Genomic DNA, 19287 nt, shown 5'->3' on the forward strand with positions numbered 1-19287 from the left:
CAAACCCGCGAGCACTTCTGCGGCCTGCCCAAGCGCGGCCTGGCGTTCATCCTGGCCAACGCCATGTTCTGGCAACCGCTGTGGGCCCAGGCGGAAGGCATCGTGGTCAGCGCGCCGGGCACCAGCCTGGGGCAGGCGGGCAACGGCGTACCCATCGTCAATATCGCCACGCCCAATGGCAGCGGCCTGTCGCATAACCAGTTCCACGACTACAACGTCGGCCAGCAGGGTCTGATCCTCAACAACGCCACCGACCGCACGCAGAGCACCCAACTGGGCGGGATCATCGTCGGCAACCCGAACCTCAAGGGCGTCGCGGCGCAAACCATCCTCAACGAAGTCAACGGTGGCAGCCCCAGCCAACTGCGCGGCTACACCGAAGTGGCGGGGCAGTCGGCCCATGTGATCGTCGCCAACCCCTATGGCATCAGCTGCAACGGCTGCGGCTTCATCAACACCCCGAAAACCACCCTGACCACCGGCAAGCCGGTGATCGAAAACGGCCAGCTCAGCCGTTATCAGGTCGATCAGGGGCAGGTGACCATCGAGGGCGCGACGCTCAACGCCAACAACGTCGACCGCTTCGAAATCATCACCCGCAGCGCCAAGATCAACGCCGAGATCCAGGCGAAAAACCTGACGATCGTCACCGGGCGCAACGACGTCAACGCCCAGACACTGAACGCCACCGCCCGCGCCGACGACGGCAGCATCAAGCCGGAACTGGCGATCGACTCTTCGGCCCTGGGCGGGATGTATGCCGGGGCGATCAAGCTGGTGGGGACTGAAGCGGGTGTGGGGGTAAGGCTCGCCGGTAACCTCGCTGCCAGCGGCGGCGATATCCAGATCGACGCCAACAGTCACCTGAGCATGGTCCAGGCTGCGGCGGGGGCCGCGGTCAAGGTCAAGGTTGCCAGCCTCGATGCCCAAGGTCCGGTCTACGCCGGTAGCACGCTGGATATGCAAAGCCGCGGCGACCTGAACAACCAGAAAAACCTGGCGGCCCGCGACAGCATCAGCCTCAGCGCCGGTGGGCAACTGAGCAACAGCGGCATCATCGAGGCCGGGGTCAATGCCGATAACAGTCGCAATGCCGGCGGTGATCTCACCGTCAATGCGCAGACCCTCAATAACAATGGCAACAGCCTGGTCGCCAGCCGCAATCTGACGGTGACCACGACGCAAGCCCTGAACAATCAGGGCGGCACCCTGAGCGCGAAACAAAGCGCGAACATCCGCGCGGGTACCCTGGATAACCAGAACAAGGGCCGAGTGCTGAGCAGCGGTAGCCTGAATCTGAATGCCAACCAGTTGCTCAATAGCCAGGGCGGGCTGGTGAGCAGCAATGGTGAACTGGTCGCCAACCTGGCCGGGCTGGGTAACGCGGGCGCTGAGATTTCCAGCCTCGCCGGGGTGACCTTGAATGTTGCCTCCCTGGATAACGTGGCCGGCCTGATAGCGGCCGGTAGCGCTCTGAATATCAATGCCAGCGGTGTCTTCAACAACCAGGGCGGTCGCTTGAGCGCTCAACAGGACCTGCAACTGGTAGCTGCCTCCCTGAACAACAGCCAACAAGGCTCGATCATCAGTCAGGGCGCCTTGGGCCTGACAACCCAGGGGGCACTGGACAATCATCAAGCGGGCAGTATCCAGAGCACCGGCAATGCGCTGATCAGCAGCGCCAGCCTGAACAACCAGGGCGGCAAACTGGCCGCTCGTGACATCAGCCTTCAAGTGGCGGACCTGGACAACCGCCAGGGGCAGGTGATCGGCGATGGGAGCCTGACGCTGAACAGTCAGGGCGCGATCAACAATGCCACCGGCTCGATGACTTCCAGCCAGTTGCTGAACGTGCAAGGCGCCAGCCTCGACAACACCCAGGGGACGCTGCTGAGCAGTGGCGGCCTGACGGCGAAGATTGCCGGGCAGTTGCTGAACCAGGCCGGTCTGTTGTCAGCGAATGCTTTGCTGACCCTCGACAGCGCCAGTCTCGACAACCAGCTCAAGGGACGGATCGTCAGCAAGGCCGGCGCCAACCTGAATACGCTGGGTGTCCTGGATAACCGCGGCGGCAGTGTCAGCGCCGGCGGCGCCCTGGCGCTCAATGCCAACCGAGTGGATAACCGTCAGGGTGGTTCGCTGAGCGCTGCCCAGGGGGTGAGCCTGGGGATCGACAACCTCGACAACCAGGGCGGCAACGTCTCCAGCCAGGGTTACTTGAAGCTGACGGGGACGACGCTGAATAACAGCCATGACGGCAAACTGCTCGCCAATGGCGACATCGATCTGACCCTCGGCCAACTCGACAATCAACTCAACGGCCAGTTGTCCGGGCAGGCGGGTGTACAGGTCAAGGCTGCGCAGCTGAACAACGGCCAAGGTGGCAATCTCTACGCCAAAGGCAAGCTGGAGCTTGATCTGAGCGGGCAGTTGCTCAACGCCCAAGGCACGCTCAAGGGCGATGGCGCCATGCTGCTCAAGGCCGGCAGCCTGAACAACGACGCTGGCCAGCTCTCCAGCGTCAAGGGCTTGCAGCTCACCAGCCTGGGCACCCTGAGCAACCTGGGTGGCAGCCTGACCAGCGGCGACACCCTGGACCTGGTCAGCGGCCAACTGAACAACGGCGCCGCAGGCAGTATCTCCAGTGCCAAGGCCCTGACGGCAAGTGTCAGCGGCCTTGATCAACAAGGTGGCAAACTGTTTAGCAGCACCGGTCTGAGCCTCGACCTGAATAACGGTCAGCTCAATAACCAGGACGGCCTGATCAATGCCACTGGCCTGTTACTGCTGAAAAATCTCAAAGGGGTCAGCAACCAGGACGGTGAGATTTCCAGCGACCAGGGCTTCACGCTGGCCGCGCAAACGCTCGACAACACCGATGGCACGATTGGCAGCGAGCAGGCGCTGGTCTTGCGTGTCGAGCGCACCCTGAACAACCTCAGGGGGCTGGTGTCGGCCAATGGGCTCAAGGTTCATGCCGCCAGCATCGACAACACCGAAGGCACGATGGGCAGCGATTCGGACCTGAGCCTGAGCGTCGAGGAGGCGCTTACCAACCTCAACGGCACCTTGTCCAGCGCCGGCCTGTCGAGCCTTAAAGCGGCCAGTCTGAACAATACCGAAGGCCAGCTGACAGGGGATCTCGGGCTGAGCATCGATCTGAGCGGAGCACTGAATAACCAGGGCGGGATGCTCGGTTCCGGCAAGGCACTGACGCTGAATGCTGGCAGTCTCGACAACCGCGCTGAGGGCGTGTTGCTGGCGGTCGATGGTTCCCTGACGGGCACGGTCGTTGGCGCTTTCGATAACCGTGAACTGGGAAAAGTCAGAGCCGCCGGTGGCATCGAGTTGACCACCGGTAGCCTGGATAACCGTGGCGGTAGCCTGTCTGGCAAGGATCGGCTGACCCTGCGCAGCGACCTGGCGGATAACCGGGGAGGGCTGATCCAGGCCGATAAAGACCTGAAATTACTGGTCGGACAGCTGGATAACCGCGATAAGGGCGTGTTGAGCGGCAAGGCTGCCATTGACTATGAAGGCTCGCGGCTGGACAACAGTGGTGGCCTGCTCAGTGCGGTCGGCCCGGTAACGCTCAAGGCCCAGGAAGTCACCAATACCAAAGGTCGGATTGCCAGCCAGGCTGACCTCACCGCTACTCTCGATACCCTGAACCAACAGGGTGGTTCGTTGGTCGCAAAAGGCAGTTTGTTGCTGACAGGCAAGACGCTTGATAACCGTAACGGCGGCCTGGTGGGCAGCACCAACGCACTGACCCTCAATGTCGATCAGGTCGACAACCGCGCCGGGGAAATCTCCAGTACCGAAAACAGCCTGAGCTACACCGGTCTGCGCCTGGACAACAGCGATGGCGGCAAGCTGCTGTCCGCAACCGACCTGCAGCTGACGGTGGCGCAGTTGATCAACCAGAGCAAGGGCCGACTGTTCGCCAAGGGCAGCGCAGGCCTGACGGGTACCCGGCTCGATAACAGCAGTGGCAGTTTTTCCGGCCTCAAGGGGCTGGATATTCGTCTCGATGGGGCTCTGCTCAATAACGCCGGGGTGCTCAGCAGCGAAGCGGGATTGACCCTCAAGGTCGCCACTCTGGATAACACCAAAGGCAAGGTCGGCAGTGCCGGCGCCCTGTCGGTCACCAGCCTGGGTGCGTTGCTCAACCAGGGCGGCTCGGTCCTCGCCGACCAGGGGTTGACCCTGGCCAGTTCCAGTCTCGATAACAGTCAGAGCGGTCTGATCAACGGCAAGGGCGCGACCCATGTCACCACCGGCCTCTTGAACAACAGCCAGGGTGGCCACCTCACCAGCGACGATACGCTGGACCTCAGTGCAACCCAGGTCGACAACGGCGCCAGCGGCCGCATTGCCAGTGAAAAGGCCCTGACGGCCAACGTCACCGGCCTCGATCAACAAGGCGGCGAACTCTTCAGCAAAACCCAACTGAACCTGGACCTGAACCACGGTCGGCTCGACAACCGCAAGGGTCTGATCAATGGTCCGGTGCTGGTGCTCAACAACCTCAAGAACGTCGCCAACCAGAACGGCGAAATCTCCAGCGCCCAGGCCTTCACGCTCGCCGCGCAAGACCTCGACAACAGCGCTGGCAAACTGCTGAGCAAGCAGGGCCTGACCTTGCGTATCGCTCAGGCCTTGAACAACCAGAACGGGCTGATTTCCGCGACGTCCCTCAACAGCCGAAGCGCCAGCCTGGACAACAGCCATGGCCTGATCAGCAGCCGTGGCGAGGTCGACCTGGGCGTGACTCAAGCCTTCACCAATCAGAGCGGCACCCTGATCGGCGACGGGGCCGTGCTGCTGGCCGCCAACAGTCTCGACAACCGCGACGGTTCGGTCGCTGGCAAGGCCGACGTTACGGCCACCATCAACACCCTCGACAACCAGAACGGGCAATTCATCGCCAGCGGCGCCCTGGGCCTGACCGGCGCCGTACTCGACAACCGCCAGAGCGGCCTGGTCGGCGCTACAAAAGCGCTGAAACTCGAGGTGGGCAGTATCGACAACCGGGGTGGCGAGCTTTCCAGCAGCGCCGACATTGGCCTGACCGGCAAGCGCCTGGACAACAGCGACAGTGGCCAGATCATTGCGGCCATGGGCTTGACCATGACCCTGGATCAAGTGTTGAACCGCAATCAGGGCCTGATCAATGGCAAGAGCGGCCTGACCCTGGATGGCCAGACCCTGGACAACACGGCGGGTCAATTGCGCAGCGGGCAGGATGTGCGCTTGGGCCTGGGCGGCGACCTGACCAACAATCAGGGATTGATCAGCAGTGAAGGCAAGCTCGACGTCACCAGCGCCAACCTGAGCAACACCGCTGGCAGCCTGTCGAGTGCCGGCGTGTTGAAGGTCAAGGCCAGCGCAGCGCTAGGCAACCAGGGCGGGCAACTGGTCAGTGACAGCAGCATCGAGCTGAGCAGCGCCAGTCTCGACAACCGTCAACAAGGCGTGATCAGCAGCAAAGGCTCGATGGGGGTGACCACCGGTGCTTTTGACAACAGCCAGAACGGTCGCCTGAACAGTGGCGACAGCCTGACCCTGGCGGCCGGCCAGGTCACCAACCGCAGCGGTGGCGTCATCGGCAGCACCAAGGCACTGACAGCCAGCGTCACCGGCCTCGACCAGATGGGCGGCAAACTGTTCAGCAACACGAGCCTCACCCTGGACCTGAACCAAGGTCAGCTGAACAACCAGACGGGCCTGATCAATGCCCCGTCGCTGGTGCTGCGTAACCTCAAGGGCATTGACAACCAGGGCGGCGAAATCTCCAGTGCCCAGGCTTTCAGTCTCACCGCTGACAGCCTCGACAATAGCAACGGCAAACTTCTCAGCAACCAGGCCCTGACCCTGCGAGTCAACCAGGCCCTGACCAACCTCAAGGGCCAGATCGCCGCGGCTGCCCTCGATGTGCGGGCTGACAGCCTGGATAACGCTGAGGGTAGCGTTAGCAGCCGTAGCGATTTGACGCTGACTGTCGCGGGGCTGCTGAACAACCAGAATAAAGGCCTGATCAACGCGACACAGAACCTCACGCTCAGCAGCGCTGACCTGAATAACCAGGGCGGTACCCTGCTCGGTGGCGGTGCCGTGACCCTGAATGCGATGGCGCTGAACAACAGCGCCAACGGTCTGATCAACAGCCAGGGCAGTCTGGCCCTGACCGCCAGCAGCCTGAACTCCAGCAGTGGCGGTGAAGTCTCGGCTAAAGGCGATATCACGCTGAACCTGGGGGCACTGACCCAGAACGGCGGGCGCCTGCTGGGCGACAGCGGCGTGCGTCTCGACCTGGCCAACGCTGACCTCGACAATCGCAATGGCCTGCTGATCGCCAAAGGTCCGCTGAGCATCAGTCGCCTGCGCGACCTGAACAATCAGAACGGAGAGATTTCCAGCAGCCTGAGCACCAATCTTATTGGTCGCGTGCTGAACAATAACGGCGGCAAGCTGATCAGCAACAATCAACTGGGGCTGACCGGCGAGACCTTGCTCAACCAGGGCGGCCTGATCTCTGGCTGGCAGGGCCTGACAGTGAGTGGGGGCAGCCTCGACAACCGCAACAACGGCACGCTGTCCAGCCGCAGTGGCGACCTGAATGCAAACATCAGCGGTGCGTTGCTCAACAGCAGCGCCGGCGCACTGGTCAGCCAGAAAACGCTGAACGTCAATGCGGCCAGCCTGGATAACAGCGCCGGCATCCTGTCCAGCGGCGCCGGTCAGCAACTGACCGTTGGCGGCCTGCTGAACAACACCCAGGGTGGATCGATCGACAGCGGCGCCGCCCTGACGATGCAAGCCATGACCTTGAACAACGCCGGGACGATCAGCGCACAACAGGCCCTGGGTTTTACCGGCACGACCCTGGATAACACCGGCGGCAGCCTGGTCAGCAACGGCGCGGTGAATCTCGACCTGCTCGGCAGCCTGAGTAACACCAACGGCAAGCTCGCCAGTGGCGGGCCGCTGGTGATCAGCCGCAGCAGCCAGATCAACAACCAGGGCGGCCAACTGGTCAGCCAGGGGCTGATGAGCGTGCTCACTGGCGGCCTCGACAACCGCAATCGCGGCACCGTGGCGGCCAACGGCAATCTGCTCACCCAGGTATCGGGCGCCGTGCAAAACAATGGCGACGGCCTGATATACAGCCAGAACGGCACCTTGCAACTGAGCGCCGCAAGCCTGGGCAATGCCAAGGGCACCCTGCAAAGCCAGGGCGCGATGGACCTGGCCGTGACGGGGGATATCGACAACCAGAGCGGTCGGCTCCTGGCCCAGAACGGTGACCTCAAGGTCAGCGCCACCAACCTCGATAACCGCGGCGGTACCCTCGCCAGCCTCAAGGGCGCGCTGGAAGCCCGTATCGTCGGCGTGTTGAAAAACGGTTACGACCTGAACAATAACCGCCAGGGCGGCATCGCTCAGGCCCAGCGCCTGAACCTCAGCGTATTGGGCGGTATCGATAACTACGGCGGACGTATTTCCGCCCAGAACGGCGATGCACTGATCACCACCGCCAACTTCGACAACCGTAACGGCGGCCTGTATGCCAAAGGCCTGGTCAAAGTCAGCGGCAATAATTTCGATAACAGCGGTGACAACGACGGTCAGATCGCCGGTAACCGGATCGACCTCAGCCTCAATGGTCACTTGAACAACCGTATGGGCATCATCGAGAGCGACAGCACCCTCAGCGTGCGTGCCGCCAGTCTCGATAACCAGACCGGCCAGCTTCGGGCCCTGGGGGCCGGAGGCAAGACCGACTTCCAGATCGGCGGCTTGTTCGACAACCGCAACGGCAAACTGGAAAGCGCCAACAGTGACCTGACCCTGAATGCCGCGGGCTTCCAGAACCAGGGCGGCAGCTTGTTGCATGTGGGCAACGGCACCTTCGATATCTCCACGGCCAACGTCACCAATGCCGGTGGCAGCCTCGTCACCCGTGGCGGGCTGACGCTCGCTGCCGACAGCTGGACCAACAGCAGCGTGATCCAGGCCGGGCGCCTGACCATCAACGTCAACAACCTGATCCAGACCGGCAGCGGGCAATTGCTGGCCTCCACCAGCCTGGTGGGCAACGGCGGTAACTGGATCAATGATGGCCTGATTGCCAGCGACGGCACGGCCAGCCTGACGCTGGGCGGCAGTTATAGCGGTAATGGGCGCTACAGCAGCTTGGGCAGCCTGGGGCTGACGGCGGCTTCGATGAATCTGGGCAGTGCGGGTAGTGTGGCCGGTGGTGGGGACTCGACGATCCGAATCGGCGGACAACTGAGCAACGCCGGGCGGCTGACCTCCAATGCTGGTCTGACCGTCGAGGCCGGCAGCCTTGTTAACTCCGGGACCCTGGGGGCTGCGCAGAACCTCGATCTGAAAACCCCGTCGCTGCTCAACGATCACGGCCTGATTTTCAGCGGCGCGGATATGACGTTGGGCGTCGGCAATTTCACCAATCAGAACGGCGATCTGTACGGCCTCGGTAACGTGGCGATCGGTGGTTACGGAGGCGCCGCCCGGGCTGCGGGGATCTACAACGTCTCCGGTTCAATGGAGAGCGGGGGGGCATTCGCGCTTAACGCCGATGTGTTCCAGAACCGTACCGATGGCGCGGTGGCGTCGGGCAGTCGCAAGCTGGTATCGGGGTTTATCGCCAATATATGTAATGACTGCAAAGGGGGTAGTTACACCTTCACGCTGGCGGCCCGTGAGGTCTACGAAAGTGTCGACAACGACACCAGCGCCTCGGCGTTACTGACAGCGGGCAAGGATCTTGTTTTCCAGGGCGGTAGCTTTCTCAATAGCAAAAGCACGGTGAGCGCGGGCGGCAATATCAACATCACGGCCGACAGCCTGCAGAACATCGGCGCGCAGAACGGGACCATCGAGCGCACGCGCCTGTACAAGGTCTACGGTATGGGCGCGGGCAGTACCGGGCAGTTTTTCTCCGATGTGTTGACGCCCTACAACCAGCGCAACAACCCTGATTTCCCTTATGTGTATTACCTTGACCTGGCAGACAACATCCACAAGGCCATACCCAAATCGGCTCGTTACAGAGAGGGGGGGCGAGACGGTGAAACGTACGAGGTGGTGTCTCTCAAAGACGCCGATACGGGGAGAACCGTCGATACACGCGGCGTCTATAACATCGTACTGCCTGGCCTGAAATACGGCTTCGAAAAAACGACGTCATCCCAGTACGACCCGAACAACCTGCTTGAGCTGCCGAGTCAGCTGGCGCAGCACACGCTGCTCAGCGACGTCGAGGTCGCCAAGGACAGCAGTGGTGCCGCCAGTACGGCAGGCAGCCGCAATGCGGTGATCCAGGCCGGTGGCAATGTTTCGATCACCGCCACCCAGGATCTGCAGAACAGCGTCATCCACCAGGACTACAGCGCCGCCGGTGGTACGAACAAAGTCGCCGATACCAGGGCAAGCGGTACCGGCACCACCGTTGTCAGGCTCAACAGCCAGCTACCTCCCGATCTGGCCCAGCAACAGGTCAACCCGCTGAGCTTGCCCGGCTTCACCTTGCCGACAGGGCAGAACGGCCTGTTCCGCTTGAGTGGCCAAGGCGGGTCGGCTCAACAGGCGACCCAGGCCAACAGCGGGCCGCAAAGCTGGACCCTGGGCAGCGCCTCGGTCAGCGGTGCCCAGCGTCAACAGAACCTGCCGGATATCCAGGCGCGTAGCTTCCAGATCGATGATGTCGCCCAGGTGGCTTCCAGCGATCGGCAACTGACCCGGGTCACCCGTCAAGCCACCGACAGTAATCTGAGCGCCAGCGCGATCGATGTCAGCGCCCCTGCCGACAATAGCGGCACCCTGGTGTTGTCAGGTCATGAAGGCAATGCTGGCGCTATCACCCAGGTGGGAGCCGTGCATGTCGAGGGGGCCAGCCATAGCGCGGTCGCCACAGGGCCGGACCTGAGCGTGCCAACACTGCCGCTCAACCCGCGTGATCCGTTGACCAGCGTGACCTCGCCTGGTGTCGGGAGCGTATCGACCGGCGCTGTCCCCGCGGTGGCTAATCCAGTAGTCGCCACTCCAGTGGCCAGCCAGGCCGTGGCCCGTGTCCAAGGCGTGCCGGACAGCTCGTTCAAGCCTAATCCGCAGAAGTACCTGATCGAAACCAACCCGGTACTCACCGACCTCAAGCAGTTCATGAGTTCGGATTACCTGCTGGCCGGCCTCGGTTACGACCCGGACATCAGCGCCAAGCGCCTGGGTGATGGCTTTTACGAACAGCGTCTGGTGCAACAAGCCATCACTGCGCGTACCGGCCAGGCATTTCTCGCTGGGCAGAACTCCAACGAGGCTCAGTTCAAGTACCTGATGAACAATGCCATCGCCAGCAAGGATCAACTCAACCTGTCGGTAGGCGTGACCCTCACGTCGCAACAGGTCGCGGCACTGACCCACGATATCGTCTGGCTCGAAGAGCACGAAGTGAACGGCGAGAAAGTGCTGGTGCCGGTGCTGTACATGGCCCAGGCCAACGATCGACTCGGCCCGACCGGTGCGCTGATTGCCGGTAATGACGTGAGCCTGATCGCTGGCCAGAACCTCGACAACGTCGGTACCTTGCGGGCCACCAACAACTTGTCGGCCACGGCAGGCAAGGACCTGGTCAACAGCGGGTTGATCCAGGCCGGCAATCGCCTGGACCTGTTGGCGGGCAACAACATCACCAACAAGGCGGGTGGCATCATCGCCGGGCGTGACGTGACGATGAACGCGATCAGCGGTGATGTGCTCAACGAGCGCAGTGTCACCTCGGTGGACAGCGTGGTACGGGGCTATTCGCACAAGGACTATGCAAACAGCGCCGCGCGTATCGAAGCCGCCAACGACATGGTCATTTCCGCCGGTCGTGACATCACCAATCCCGGCAGCGTTCTGCAAAGCGGCCGGGACATGAGCCTGAGTGCGGGGCGCGACGCCAATATCGTCTCCACCGAGCTCAGCAGCAGCCTGGTGTTGGGCAAGCAACACTACAGCAGCGATATCACCCAGATCGGCTCCGAGGTCAGCGCCGGCCGCGACCTGACGGTGAAGGCCGGTCGCAATATCACCGCCATCGCCAGCGAGATCGAAGCCAAGCGCAACATCGCCATGGCCGCCACCGAGAACCTGACGCTGTCCTCGGCGGCGGACGAGCAGCACTCCTACGAAAAAACCAAGAAAGTCACCCGCCAGGAAGACCATGTCAGCCAGGTCGCCACGACCCTCAGTGCCGGTGGCGATGTAGACCTCAGTGCCGGCAAGGACATGGCGCTGATCTCCAGCCGTATCACCGCCGGCGATGAAGCCTATCTGGTGGCCGGCGACAACCTCGAACTGCTGGCGGCGCAAGACAGCGACTACTCGCTGTACGACAAGAAGAAAAAAGGCAGTTGGGGCAGCAAGCAGACCAAACGTGACGAAGTCACCAAGATCACCCACGTCGGCAGCGAGATCTCGACTGGAGGCGATCTGACGCTGGTCAGCGGCGGAGACCAGAAGTACCAGGCGGCGAAGCTGGAGAGTGGCAGCGACCTGACGCTGGCCAGCGGTGGGGAGATCACCTTCGAAGGGGTGAAGGACCTGCATCAGGAGAGTCATACGAAGAGCAGCAACAGCCTGTCGTGGAACAGTGCCAAGGGGAAAGGCAACACCGATGAAACCCTGCGACAGAGCGAGCTAGTGGCCCAGGGACAATTGGCGATCAAGGCAGTCGATGGCCTCAAGATCGATATCAAACACATTGACCAGAAGACGGTGAGCCAGACCATCGATGCGATGGTGCAGGCAGATCCACAGCTGGCATGGCTTAAAGACGCAGAAAAACGTGGTGATGTGGATTGGCGCCTGGTGAAGGAAACCCACGAGTCGTTCAAGTACAGCAACTCTGGTATGGGCGCCGGGGCAATGCTGGCGGTGATCATCATTGTTACGGTGCTGACGGCGGGGACTGCTACAGCTGCCACCGTCGGAGCTTCCGCAGGTGCCACGGCCTCCGGCGCGGCTGCCGCGGCTGGTGCATCAGCTACGACCGCTGCTTCTGTGGCAGCTGCCGCCTCGGCTGCAGCGAGCGCCAGCTTCTCGGCCGCCGTTGCGCAGACGGCGGCCAGCGCAATCAATAACAAAGGCAACCTAGGCGCTACTTTCAAGGATGCGGTCTCGTCGGACAGCCTCAAAGGGTATGTGTTGGCAGGTGTGACGGCGGGCATTGCCTCCCAGTTTGGCTTTAACCCCACCGAGTTGAAACTTGACCTGGCCAGCGCTCAAAGCGTGGCCATCAAGGTAGCTGCTGACTCGGTGGCCAAGACCGCGATCATGGGCGGCAGTTTGAAGGACAACTTGGTCGAGTCTGCGGTGGGGACGGGGATCAGCATCGGTGGGGCGATAGGGGCCAACAAGATTGGAGATGTCACGCTCTTTGACAACGGTAAGTTGACGAAAGTGGCCATGCACGCCGCGCTCGGTGGACTGATGGCCGAAGCGATGGGCGGGGACTTCCGTACTGGAGCCCTGGCCGCAGGCGCGAACGAAGCCGTAGTGGATTTTCTGGCTGACAAATTGTTGCCGGTCGGAGTCGACAAAAACAGTCTCGAGTACCAGCAAGGGGTCAGTAAGATGCTGGCGGCATCTCAACTGATCGGCGTGTTGACGGCGGCTGTTACGGGAGGCGATGCATCCGTCGCAGCTGCAGTAACAGCGAACGCAACGCAATATAACAATCTGAACCACAGCGATTCACGTGATTTCGTTGAGAGCATGAACAGTTGTAAAGGCGATGAAAGTTGCCAAATAAAAGCTTGGAAAGACCGAGGTTTCGGAGAGCTGAGTGACGAGCTTTTTGAGCAGGCGCTACAGACAGGTGGTGCTGTCTATGCCAAAGACCAGATGGGGCAGATCGCAGCAGGTCTGACAGTTCTTGATAAACTGAGCTGTTCGACCCAAGCCTGTGAAAACTATAAGTTCTTGCTGACTGATCGCGCCCTCAAAAGCATGGTCAAACTTGGTGATGTGGTCGGGCAGTGGGAACCAGTATTAGGTGCGATTGCAGGTATGGCGGGTGGCATAGCTGGTATGCGTGGGCCACGGCCTGCCGGGGCTGAGCCAGTAATTGGGTCTGCTCAGGTCAACAAGGCATATGCTTATTGGGCTCGACGAAAAGAAGGGCCTGTGCTTCCGGATGAGGCATGGCATAAAAATGTTCCAAGACAAACCACGCCAGGGACGAAAGCAGTCACTCAAGAGAAGTACAACCCTAAGACAGGAAAACTGGAAAACTCTATTATTGAATATGATGAGTATGGTCGTATGTCTAAAAGAACAGACTATTCGAACCATGGGTACGGAGATCCATCGAAACCTAATGAGTATCATTCTGATCCTCATACGCATATATATGAATATGGGCCAGGTTTTGGTGAAAAGGGTAGAGGGACGAGGGTGAATAGATGATTGGTAAAGATGAGCTTAACGAGCTGCTTATAGGGCATAACTGTGTGGAGTCTATGTGTATTGAGTCTGAAGATGGTATTGTAAAATATAATCTTCTGTTAACTCTGGCTGAGTCGGAAAGCTACGATTCAAAAAAAATTAAGGTTTGCTTTTACGATGTTAGCTCATTGAGTGTTAAAGAGTTTGGTGGGGGGTTAACGCAGTTTATGCATTTGAAAATTTCGAAAACTAACTCGGGGTTTGATAGGGCGAGGTACGAATTAAGTGAAATGGAAGATGAAAAAATATATTGCTTGTTTTTTGGGTTTGCTTTAATCGATGAGTAAGTGTTTGGGGCTTAGTGGAGGGGTCGGCTCTTGCTGTGGATGATCAAGCAGATAGAGGTATTAATTGGGAAGCTGTAGATACGCAGGATATTTTGCTGGGTTAGTTGGTGCAAAAGGAACAGCGTCTTCAAAGACGGCAGTTCAAGAGTAAATAGCCCCGGCACTGCCGGGGCTATTTGCTTCTCTCGCTGTCATCTCCCTAGTCTGCAGAATATTGCCAATGGGATGTCAAAGGAAAATCCTGCGTTGAATACCTGGACAGGTCAGCCTCGCTCCTACAGAAGCGAGGTTTGCCCGCGATTTTTTATGCCCGGCGCAAATCCCTGTAGCCGCTGCCGCAGGCTGCGAAAAGGCCCGCAGGGCCTTCCAGCGATCTTGAAAACACAACAGGGTGCCTGGGCGTGCAGCGTTGGCTGGACGGGCGTATCGCGGGCAATCGAGCGTCGACCGGCCGCTCCTGCAGTAGCGAGTTTGCCCGCGATTTTTTATGCCTGGCGCAAATCCCTGTAGCCGCTGCCGCAGGCTGCGAAAAGGCGCGCAGGGCCTTCCGGCGATCTTGAAAACACAGCAGGGTGCCTGGGCGTGCAGCGTTGGCTGGACGAGCGTATCGCGGGCAAGCCTCGCTCCTGCAAGGGACGTGTGTCTGTAGGAGCGAGGCTTGCCCGCGAAAGGGTTCAAACCTTCAACACTTTCCCGCTGGCCGCCACACCGATCAGCATCACCGCGATCAGTCCGAAGGCGATGCTCAGGCTGCTGCCGTGGGCGATAAAGCCGATCAGCGCCGGGCCGGCGAGGATGCCGGCGTAACCCAGGGTGGTGATGGCCGGCACGGCGATGGCTTCGGGCATCACGGTCTGTTTGCCCACCGCGGTGTACAGCACCGGCACGATGTTCGAGCAGCCGACCCCCACCAGCGCATAGCCCACCAGCGCCGCTTCCCAGGCCGGTGCCAGGGTCGCCAGCAGCAGGCCCGCGGCGGCCACCGAACCGCCCATGACGATCACTCGCCTGGCCCCCAGCTTGTGCACGATGGCATCGCCAGTCAGGCGGCCGACGGTCATGGTCAGGGCGAAGGCCGCGTAACCCAGGCCGGCATAGGCGGCATCCACCTGGCGCTCGGCGCTGAGGAACACCGCGCTCCAGTCCAGCACCGCGCCTTCGGCGAGGAACACCACGAAGCACAGGCAGCCAATGAACAGCACCACACCGTGGGGCACGGCAAAGGCCGGTCCCGAGCTCTGGCTGCCGTACGGCAACATGTGCGGCGCCGCCTTGAGCAGGGCGACGACCAGCAAGGCCACCACCACCAGGGTCGCACCCAGCGGCGACAAGCCCAGGCCGAGCATGGCGCTGACCCCGGCCGCGCCGACGATGCCGCCGAGGCTGAACAGACCATGGAAGCCCGACATCATCGGCCGGCCGCTGGCCCGTTCGACGATCACCGCCTGCAGGTTCACCGTGGAATCCACTGTGCCCAGCCCGGCGCCGAACATGAACAGCCCGGCGATCAGCAGCGGCACCGTGCTCACCGTGGCCAGCAGCGGCAGGGCCAGGCAGATCAGCAGGCTGCCGGCGGCCATCACCCGCCGGCAACCGAAGCGCCCGGCCAAGACCCCGGCGATCGGCATCGCCAGGATCGAGCCGACCCCCAGGCACAGCAGCAACAGGCCCAATGTGCCTTCATCGAGCCCGGCCCGGGCCTTGGCGTAGGGCACCAGCGGCGCCCAGGCGGCGATGCCGAAACCGGCGATGAAAAACGCGATGCGGGTGGCCATCTGTTCCAGGCGGCCGGGGCTGATCTGTTGCTGCGAGGTGTGGGTGTTGAGGGCTGTCATAAAAATCCTTGGCGGTCACCCCCGGCGCCTGTCAGCCAATGGACGCTTGGCGCCATTGCTGCTGTCGCTGGAGGACCGAGTCTGCCGTTTCACCGACCAGTTGTTGATACACCGCCGGCGACGTGGCGCCTTCGGTGTGGATAAGCAGGACGCGCGAACGGGCGTCGAGGTGCGCGACTTTGCGCCGCGCGCCATCCTTGCACATCAGGCCCGGTCCCGCGAGGCCCGCGGCGCCGGATTCGCCGGCCGGCAGGGGAATGCCCCGGGCGCTGCCGCTGGCCAGCTGGCGCATGGCGCCGGCGGCGAGCGCGTCGGGGAGTGTGACCAGGCAATCGTTCGAAGGTTGCAGGAAGCGCCAGGCCGGGCCCGCCATCGTCGAGTCCAGCGTGCCACTGGCCTGGCCCCGGCTCGCAGCCCTGGAAATAATATTGCGTGGCTGGCGAATTTGTTTCGCATAATCGCCAGCCTTTGCACAATTTCATTTCATGATTGTCCGCCACCGATTGTCCGCCACCGATTGCCCACCACTGATAGCCCGCCCATGGATTGCCCGCATGACCGTCAGCCTGGATGCCTACGACCTGAAACTGCTCGCCGAACTGCAACGCGATGCGCGCACCCCGCAAAGCGAGCTGGGGTTGCGGGTGAACCTGTCCACCGCGGCGGTCAACCGGCGTCTCAAGCGCCTGAGCGATGAAGGGGTGATCGAGCGCTACAGCGCGGTCATCGCCCCCGAGGCCCTGGGTTATGAGCTGAGCATCATTGTCGAGGTGGAGGTGGAGAGCGAACGCATCGATCAGCTCGATGCGCTCAAGCGCAGCTTCCAGGCCTGCCCGCAGGTGCAGCAGTGCTACTACGTGGCGGGCGAGTGCGATTTCGTGCTGATCTTCACCGTGCGCAACATGGCCCAGTACAACGAACTGACCCGCTAGCTGTTCTTCGAGAACAACAACGTCAAGCGCTTCAAGACCCTGGTGGCCATGAGCCGGGTCAAGGTCGGGCTGGATGTGCCGACCGCGCCTTGAAACACCTTGATCCCCTGTAGGAGCGAGCTTGCTCGCGATCAGCCGTGAGGCTGAAAGATTGGCGGTGTATGCGATTTTTTATCGCGAGCAAGCTCGCTCCTACAGGTGGGCAAGGGGGCTCTTGTCACGAAACAAAACGACAACGCGGCGCCCGGGGGGGCGCCGTGTTGTCGTGGGGGAGGCTGATCAACCCTGGCGACGGGCATCCAGGCTGAAGCGACCGGCGCCGAAGGCCACCACTTGCAGCAGGCCGCCGGCCATGGCGATGTTCTTGAAGAAGTGGATGAACTGGTTCTGGTCGCCCAGGTTGTTGTGGAAGGCCAGGGCGGTGGCCACGCTGAACACAGCCAGGCCCAGGGCCACCAGGCGGGTGCGGTAGCCGGCGATCAGCAACAGGCCGCCACCCAGCTCCACGGCGATGGCGATGCCCAGGGCCAGTTGCGGGAAGGGCAGGCCGACCGATTGGATGTAACCGACCATGGCGGCCGGCGCGGCGATTTTCGAGAAGCCGGACAGGATGAAGATGGCGCTGAGCAGGACGCGCCCGATCAGGCTGATGCTGGCGTTAGTGTTCGAGGTGGCGGACAGGCTGTTGGTCAGTGTGGACATGCTGGATTCTCTCAGTGGGTTCGGCCTCACCACCTTGGTGTGCCGCGATGGAGAGAAGTTTGCCACTGGCTTTATGAACGCAATAGCCGAATAATTTCGAGTATCAGGTTCGATTTTCTAGAACGCAGCCTTTACGAGAACAGCACCATGTCCAGCAACCCCGGCACCCCCACCCTCGATCAATTGCGCATCTTCCTGACCATCGTCGAAGTCGGCAGCTTTGCCGGCGCGGCGCGCAAGCTGCATCGCGCCACTTCGGTGATCAGCTATTCCATGGCCAACCTGGAGCTGCAACTGGGGGTCACGCTGTTCGACCGCAAGACCACCCGCAAACCCCAGCTCACCGAGGCCGGGCGCACGGTGCTGGCCGAGGCGCGGAGCATCTACAACGGCATCGACGGCCTGCGGGCCAAGGTCAAGGGGCTGTTGCAGGGGCTGGAAGCAGAGATTCACCTGGTGATCGACGTGATGTTCCCGGCGGCGCGCATCGTCGATGCGCTGAAAAACTTCCGCAGCGAGTTCCCCACGGTGCAGTTGCACCTGCACATGGAGGCCCTGGGCGCGGTGGCCGAGATGGTGCTGGCGGGGCGCGCCGCGGTGGGCGTTTGCGGCATGGTGCACCGCGATATTCCCGGTCTTGAACGGGTGCAGGTGGGGTTTGTCCAGCTGATTCCGGTGGCCGCCCCGGAGCATCCGTTGGCGCAAGCATCGGTCAACCTGCCGGGGGCCGGCCGCGAGCATGTGCAACTGGTGCTGTCGGACCGTTCCGAGCTGACGCGCAACCAGGACTTCGGCGTGGTCGGCACCCGCAGCTGGCGCCTGGCGGACCTGGGCTCCAAGCACATGCTGCTGCGCGAAGGCATCGGCTGGGGCAACATGCCGGCGCCAATGGTCGAGGAAGACCTGGCCAGCGGGCGCCTGGTGCAACTCAATCTGCCGGGGAACCAAGGCCTGCCTTACGGCTTCGACGCCATCTACCGCCTCGACACGCCACCGGGGCCGGCGGCGTCCTGGCTGATCGATTGGCTGGCGGCCCAGGTTCAGTCCGCCGGCTCGGGCGCGGCCTGATCGGCCTCCTGGAGCGGGCCGAGGGCCTGGGCCAGGAAGTCGACGAAGAAGCGGATCTTCTGCGACACATGGCGGTTGCTGGCATACACCGCATAGATGGTCCGGCGCGGCATGGAATGACTGGGCAGGACTCGCTGCAACTGGCCGCTGTCGAGTAGCGGCTGGGCGATGAACGAGGGCAGGGCGCCAATGCCCAGCCCGGCCTGGAGCATGTCGCTGAGCATCAGGCTGTTGTCCACGGCAAAACGCACCGGCAGTTCCAGGCGACTGCTGCCTTGCGGGCCTTCCAGCTGCCAGTGGCCGGGGTGCTCGGCCAGGCGATAGGCCAGGCAGCTGTGGTCGCGTAGTTCATCGACGGTCTGCGGGCTGCCATTGGCCTGCAGGTAGGCCGGGGCGGCGCAGATCACCTGCTCGATTTCCCCCAGGCGCCGGGCGATCAGTGACGAGTCGGTCAACTGCCGGCGAATCCGCAGCGACACGTCGAAACCTTCGCTCACCACATCCAGCAGGCGGTCGTCGAGGGTCAGGTCGATGCGAAATTGCGGATAGCGCCGCATGAAGTCGGCGAGGATCGGCGACAGCACCTTGAGGCCGAACGACAGCGGCGCGTTGACCCGCAGGCGGCCGCCGGGCTCGCGGGTGCCGGCGCGGGTCGCGCATTCCAGGGCTGCCAGTTCGTCGAGCAGGTGGCAGCACTCGCTGAAGTAGGCCTGGCCGGCGTCCGACAGGCTCATGCGGCGGGTGGTGCGCAGCAGCAACAGGCTGCCCAGGTGTTCTTCCAGCTGGCGCACCTGCTTGCTGACGGCGGCGGTGGATTGCCCCAGGTCGTTGGCCGCCAGGCTGAAGCTGGCGCGCTCCACCACTCGGCGAAAGGTGCGCATGGCTGCCAGCACATCCATATTGTTTCTCCTGGGTTGAATATGTCTTAACGAAACGGCTGATTATCGC

At 61.9% G+C, this 19287-nt stretch carries 7 protein-coding genes and 1 pseudogene; 4 read left to right on the forward strand and 4 right to left on the reverse strand.

Going from position 1 to position 19287, the window contains the following annotated elements:
* The coding region (locus J4D28_RS18650; protein WP_207246440.1) for a filamentous hemagglutinin N-terminal domain-containing protein at nt 1–13476 on the forward strand (13476 nt) is incomplete at its 5' end.
* Nucleotides 13473–13802: a hypothetical protein gene (locus J4D28_RS18655; protein ID WP_016701976.1), complete on the forward strand. Its 330-nt coding sequence runs from the start codon at nt 13473–13475 to the stop codon at nt 13800–13802. The genes J4D28_RS18650 and J4D28_RS18655, both read left to right, overlap by 4 nt.
* A gap of 674 nt (nt 13803–14476) precedes the next feature.
* Here the strand turns inward: J4D28_RS18655 and J4D28_RS18660 are convergent.
* Both J4D28_RS18660 and J4D28_RS18665 read right to left on the reverse strand, forming a co-directional pair.
* Nucleotides 14477–15637, reverse strand: coding sequence for an MFS transporter (locus J4D28_RS18660; protein ID WP_009049892.1), 1161 nt, complete (start codon nt 15635–15637; stop codon nt 14477–14479).
* Nucleotides 15638–15668: 31 nt separating this feature from the next.
* Nucleotides 15669–16010, reverse strand: a complete 342-nt coding sequence (locus tag J4D28_RS18665) for a hypothetical protein (protein ID WP_101282865.1) — start codon at nt 16008–16010, stop codon at nt 15669–15671.
* Nucleotides 16011–16191: 181 nt separating this feature from the next.
* On the opposite strand from J4D28_RS18665, the pseudogene J4D28_RS18670 reads away from it, so the two are divergent.
* Nucleotides 16192–16662 (forward strand): annotated as a pseudogene (locus J4D28_RS18670) (Lrp/AsnC family transcriptional regulator).
* A gap of 186 nt (nt 16663–16848) precedes the next feature.
* Here J4D28_RS18670 and J4D28_RS18675 read toward each other — a convergent pair.
* Nucleotides 16849–17271: a DoxX family protein gene (locus tag J4D28_RS18675; RefSeq protein ID WP_009049889.1), complete on the reverse strand. Its 423-nt coding sequence runs from the start codon at nt 17269–17271 to the stop codon at nt 16849–16851.
* Between the two features lie 147 nt (nt 17272–17418).
* On the opposite strand from J4D28_RS18675, the gene J4D28_RS18680 reads away from it, so the two are divergent.
* The gene (locus J4D28_RS18680) at nt 17419–18339 is read left to right on the forward strand and encodes a LysR family transcriptional regulator (RefSeq protein ID WP_009049888.1); all 921 of its coding nucleotides are present in this window, start codon (nt 17419–17421) and stop codon (nt 18337–18339) included.
* On the opposite strand, the gene J4D28_RS18685 is transcribed toward J4D28_RS18680, so the two are convergent.
* Nucleotides 18312–19238 carry a LysR family transcriptional regulator gene (locus J4D28_RS18685; RefSeq protein WP_009049887.1) on the reverse strand — a complete coding sequence of 309 codons (927 nt, stop codon included), beginning with the start codon at nt 19236–19238 and terminating at the stop codon, nt 18312–18314. The genes J4D28_RS18680 and J4D28_RS18685 overlap by 28 nt on opposite strands.
* Between the last annotated feature and the right edge of the window lie 49 nt (nt 19239–19287).

Source organism: Pseudomonas sp. GW531-T4 (assembly GCF_017349615.1).
Taxonomy (GTDB): Bacteria; Pseudomonadota; Gammaproteobacteria; order Pseudomonadales; family Pseudomonadaceae; genus Aquipseudomonas; species Aquipseudomonas chlororaphis_I.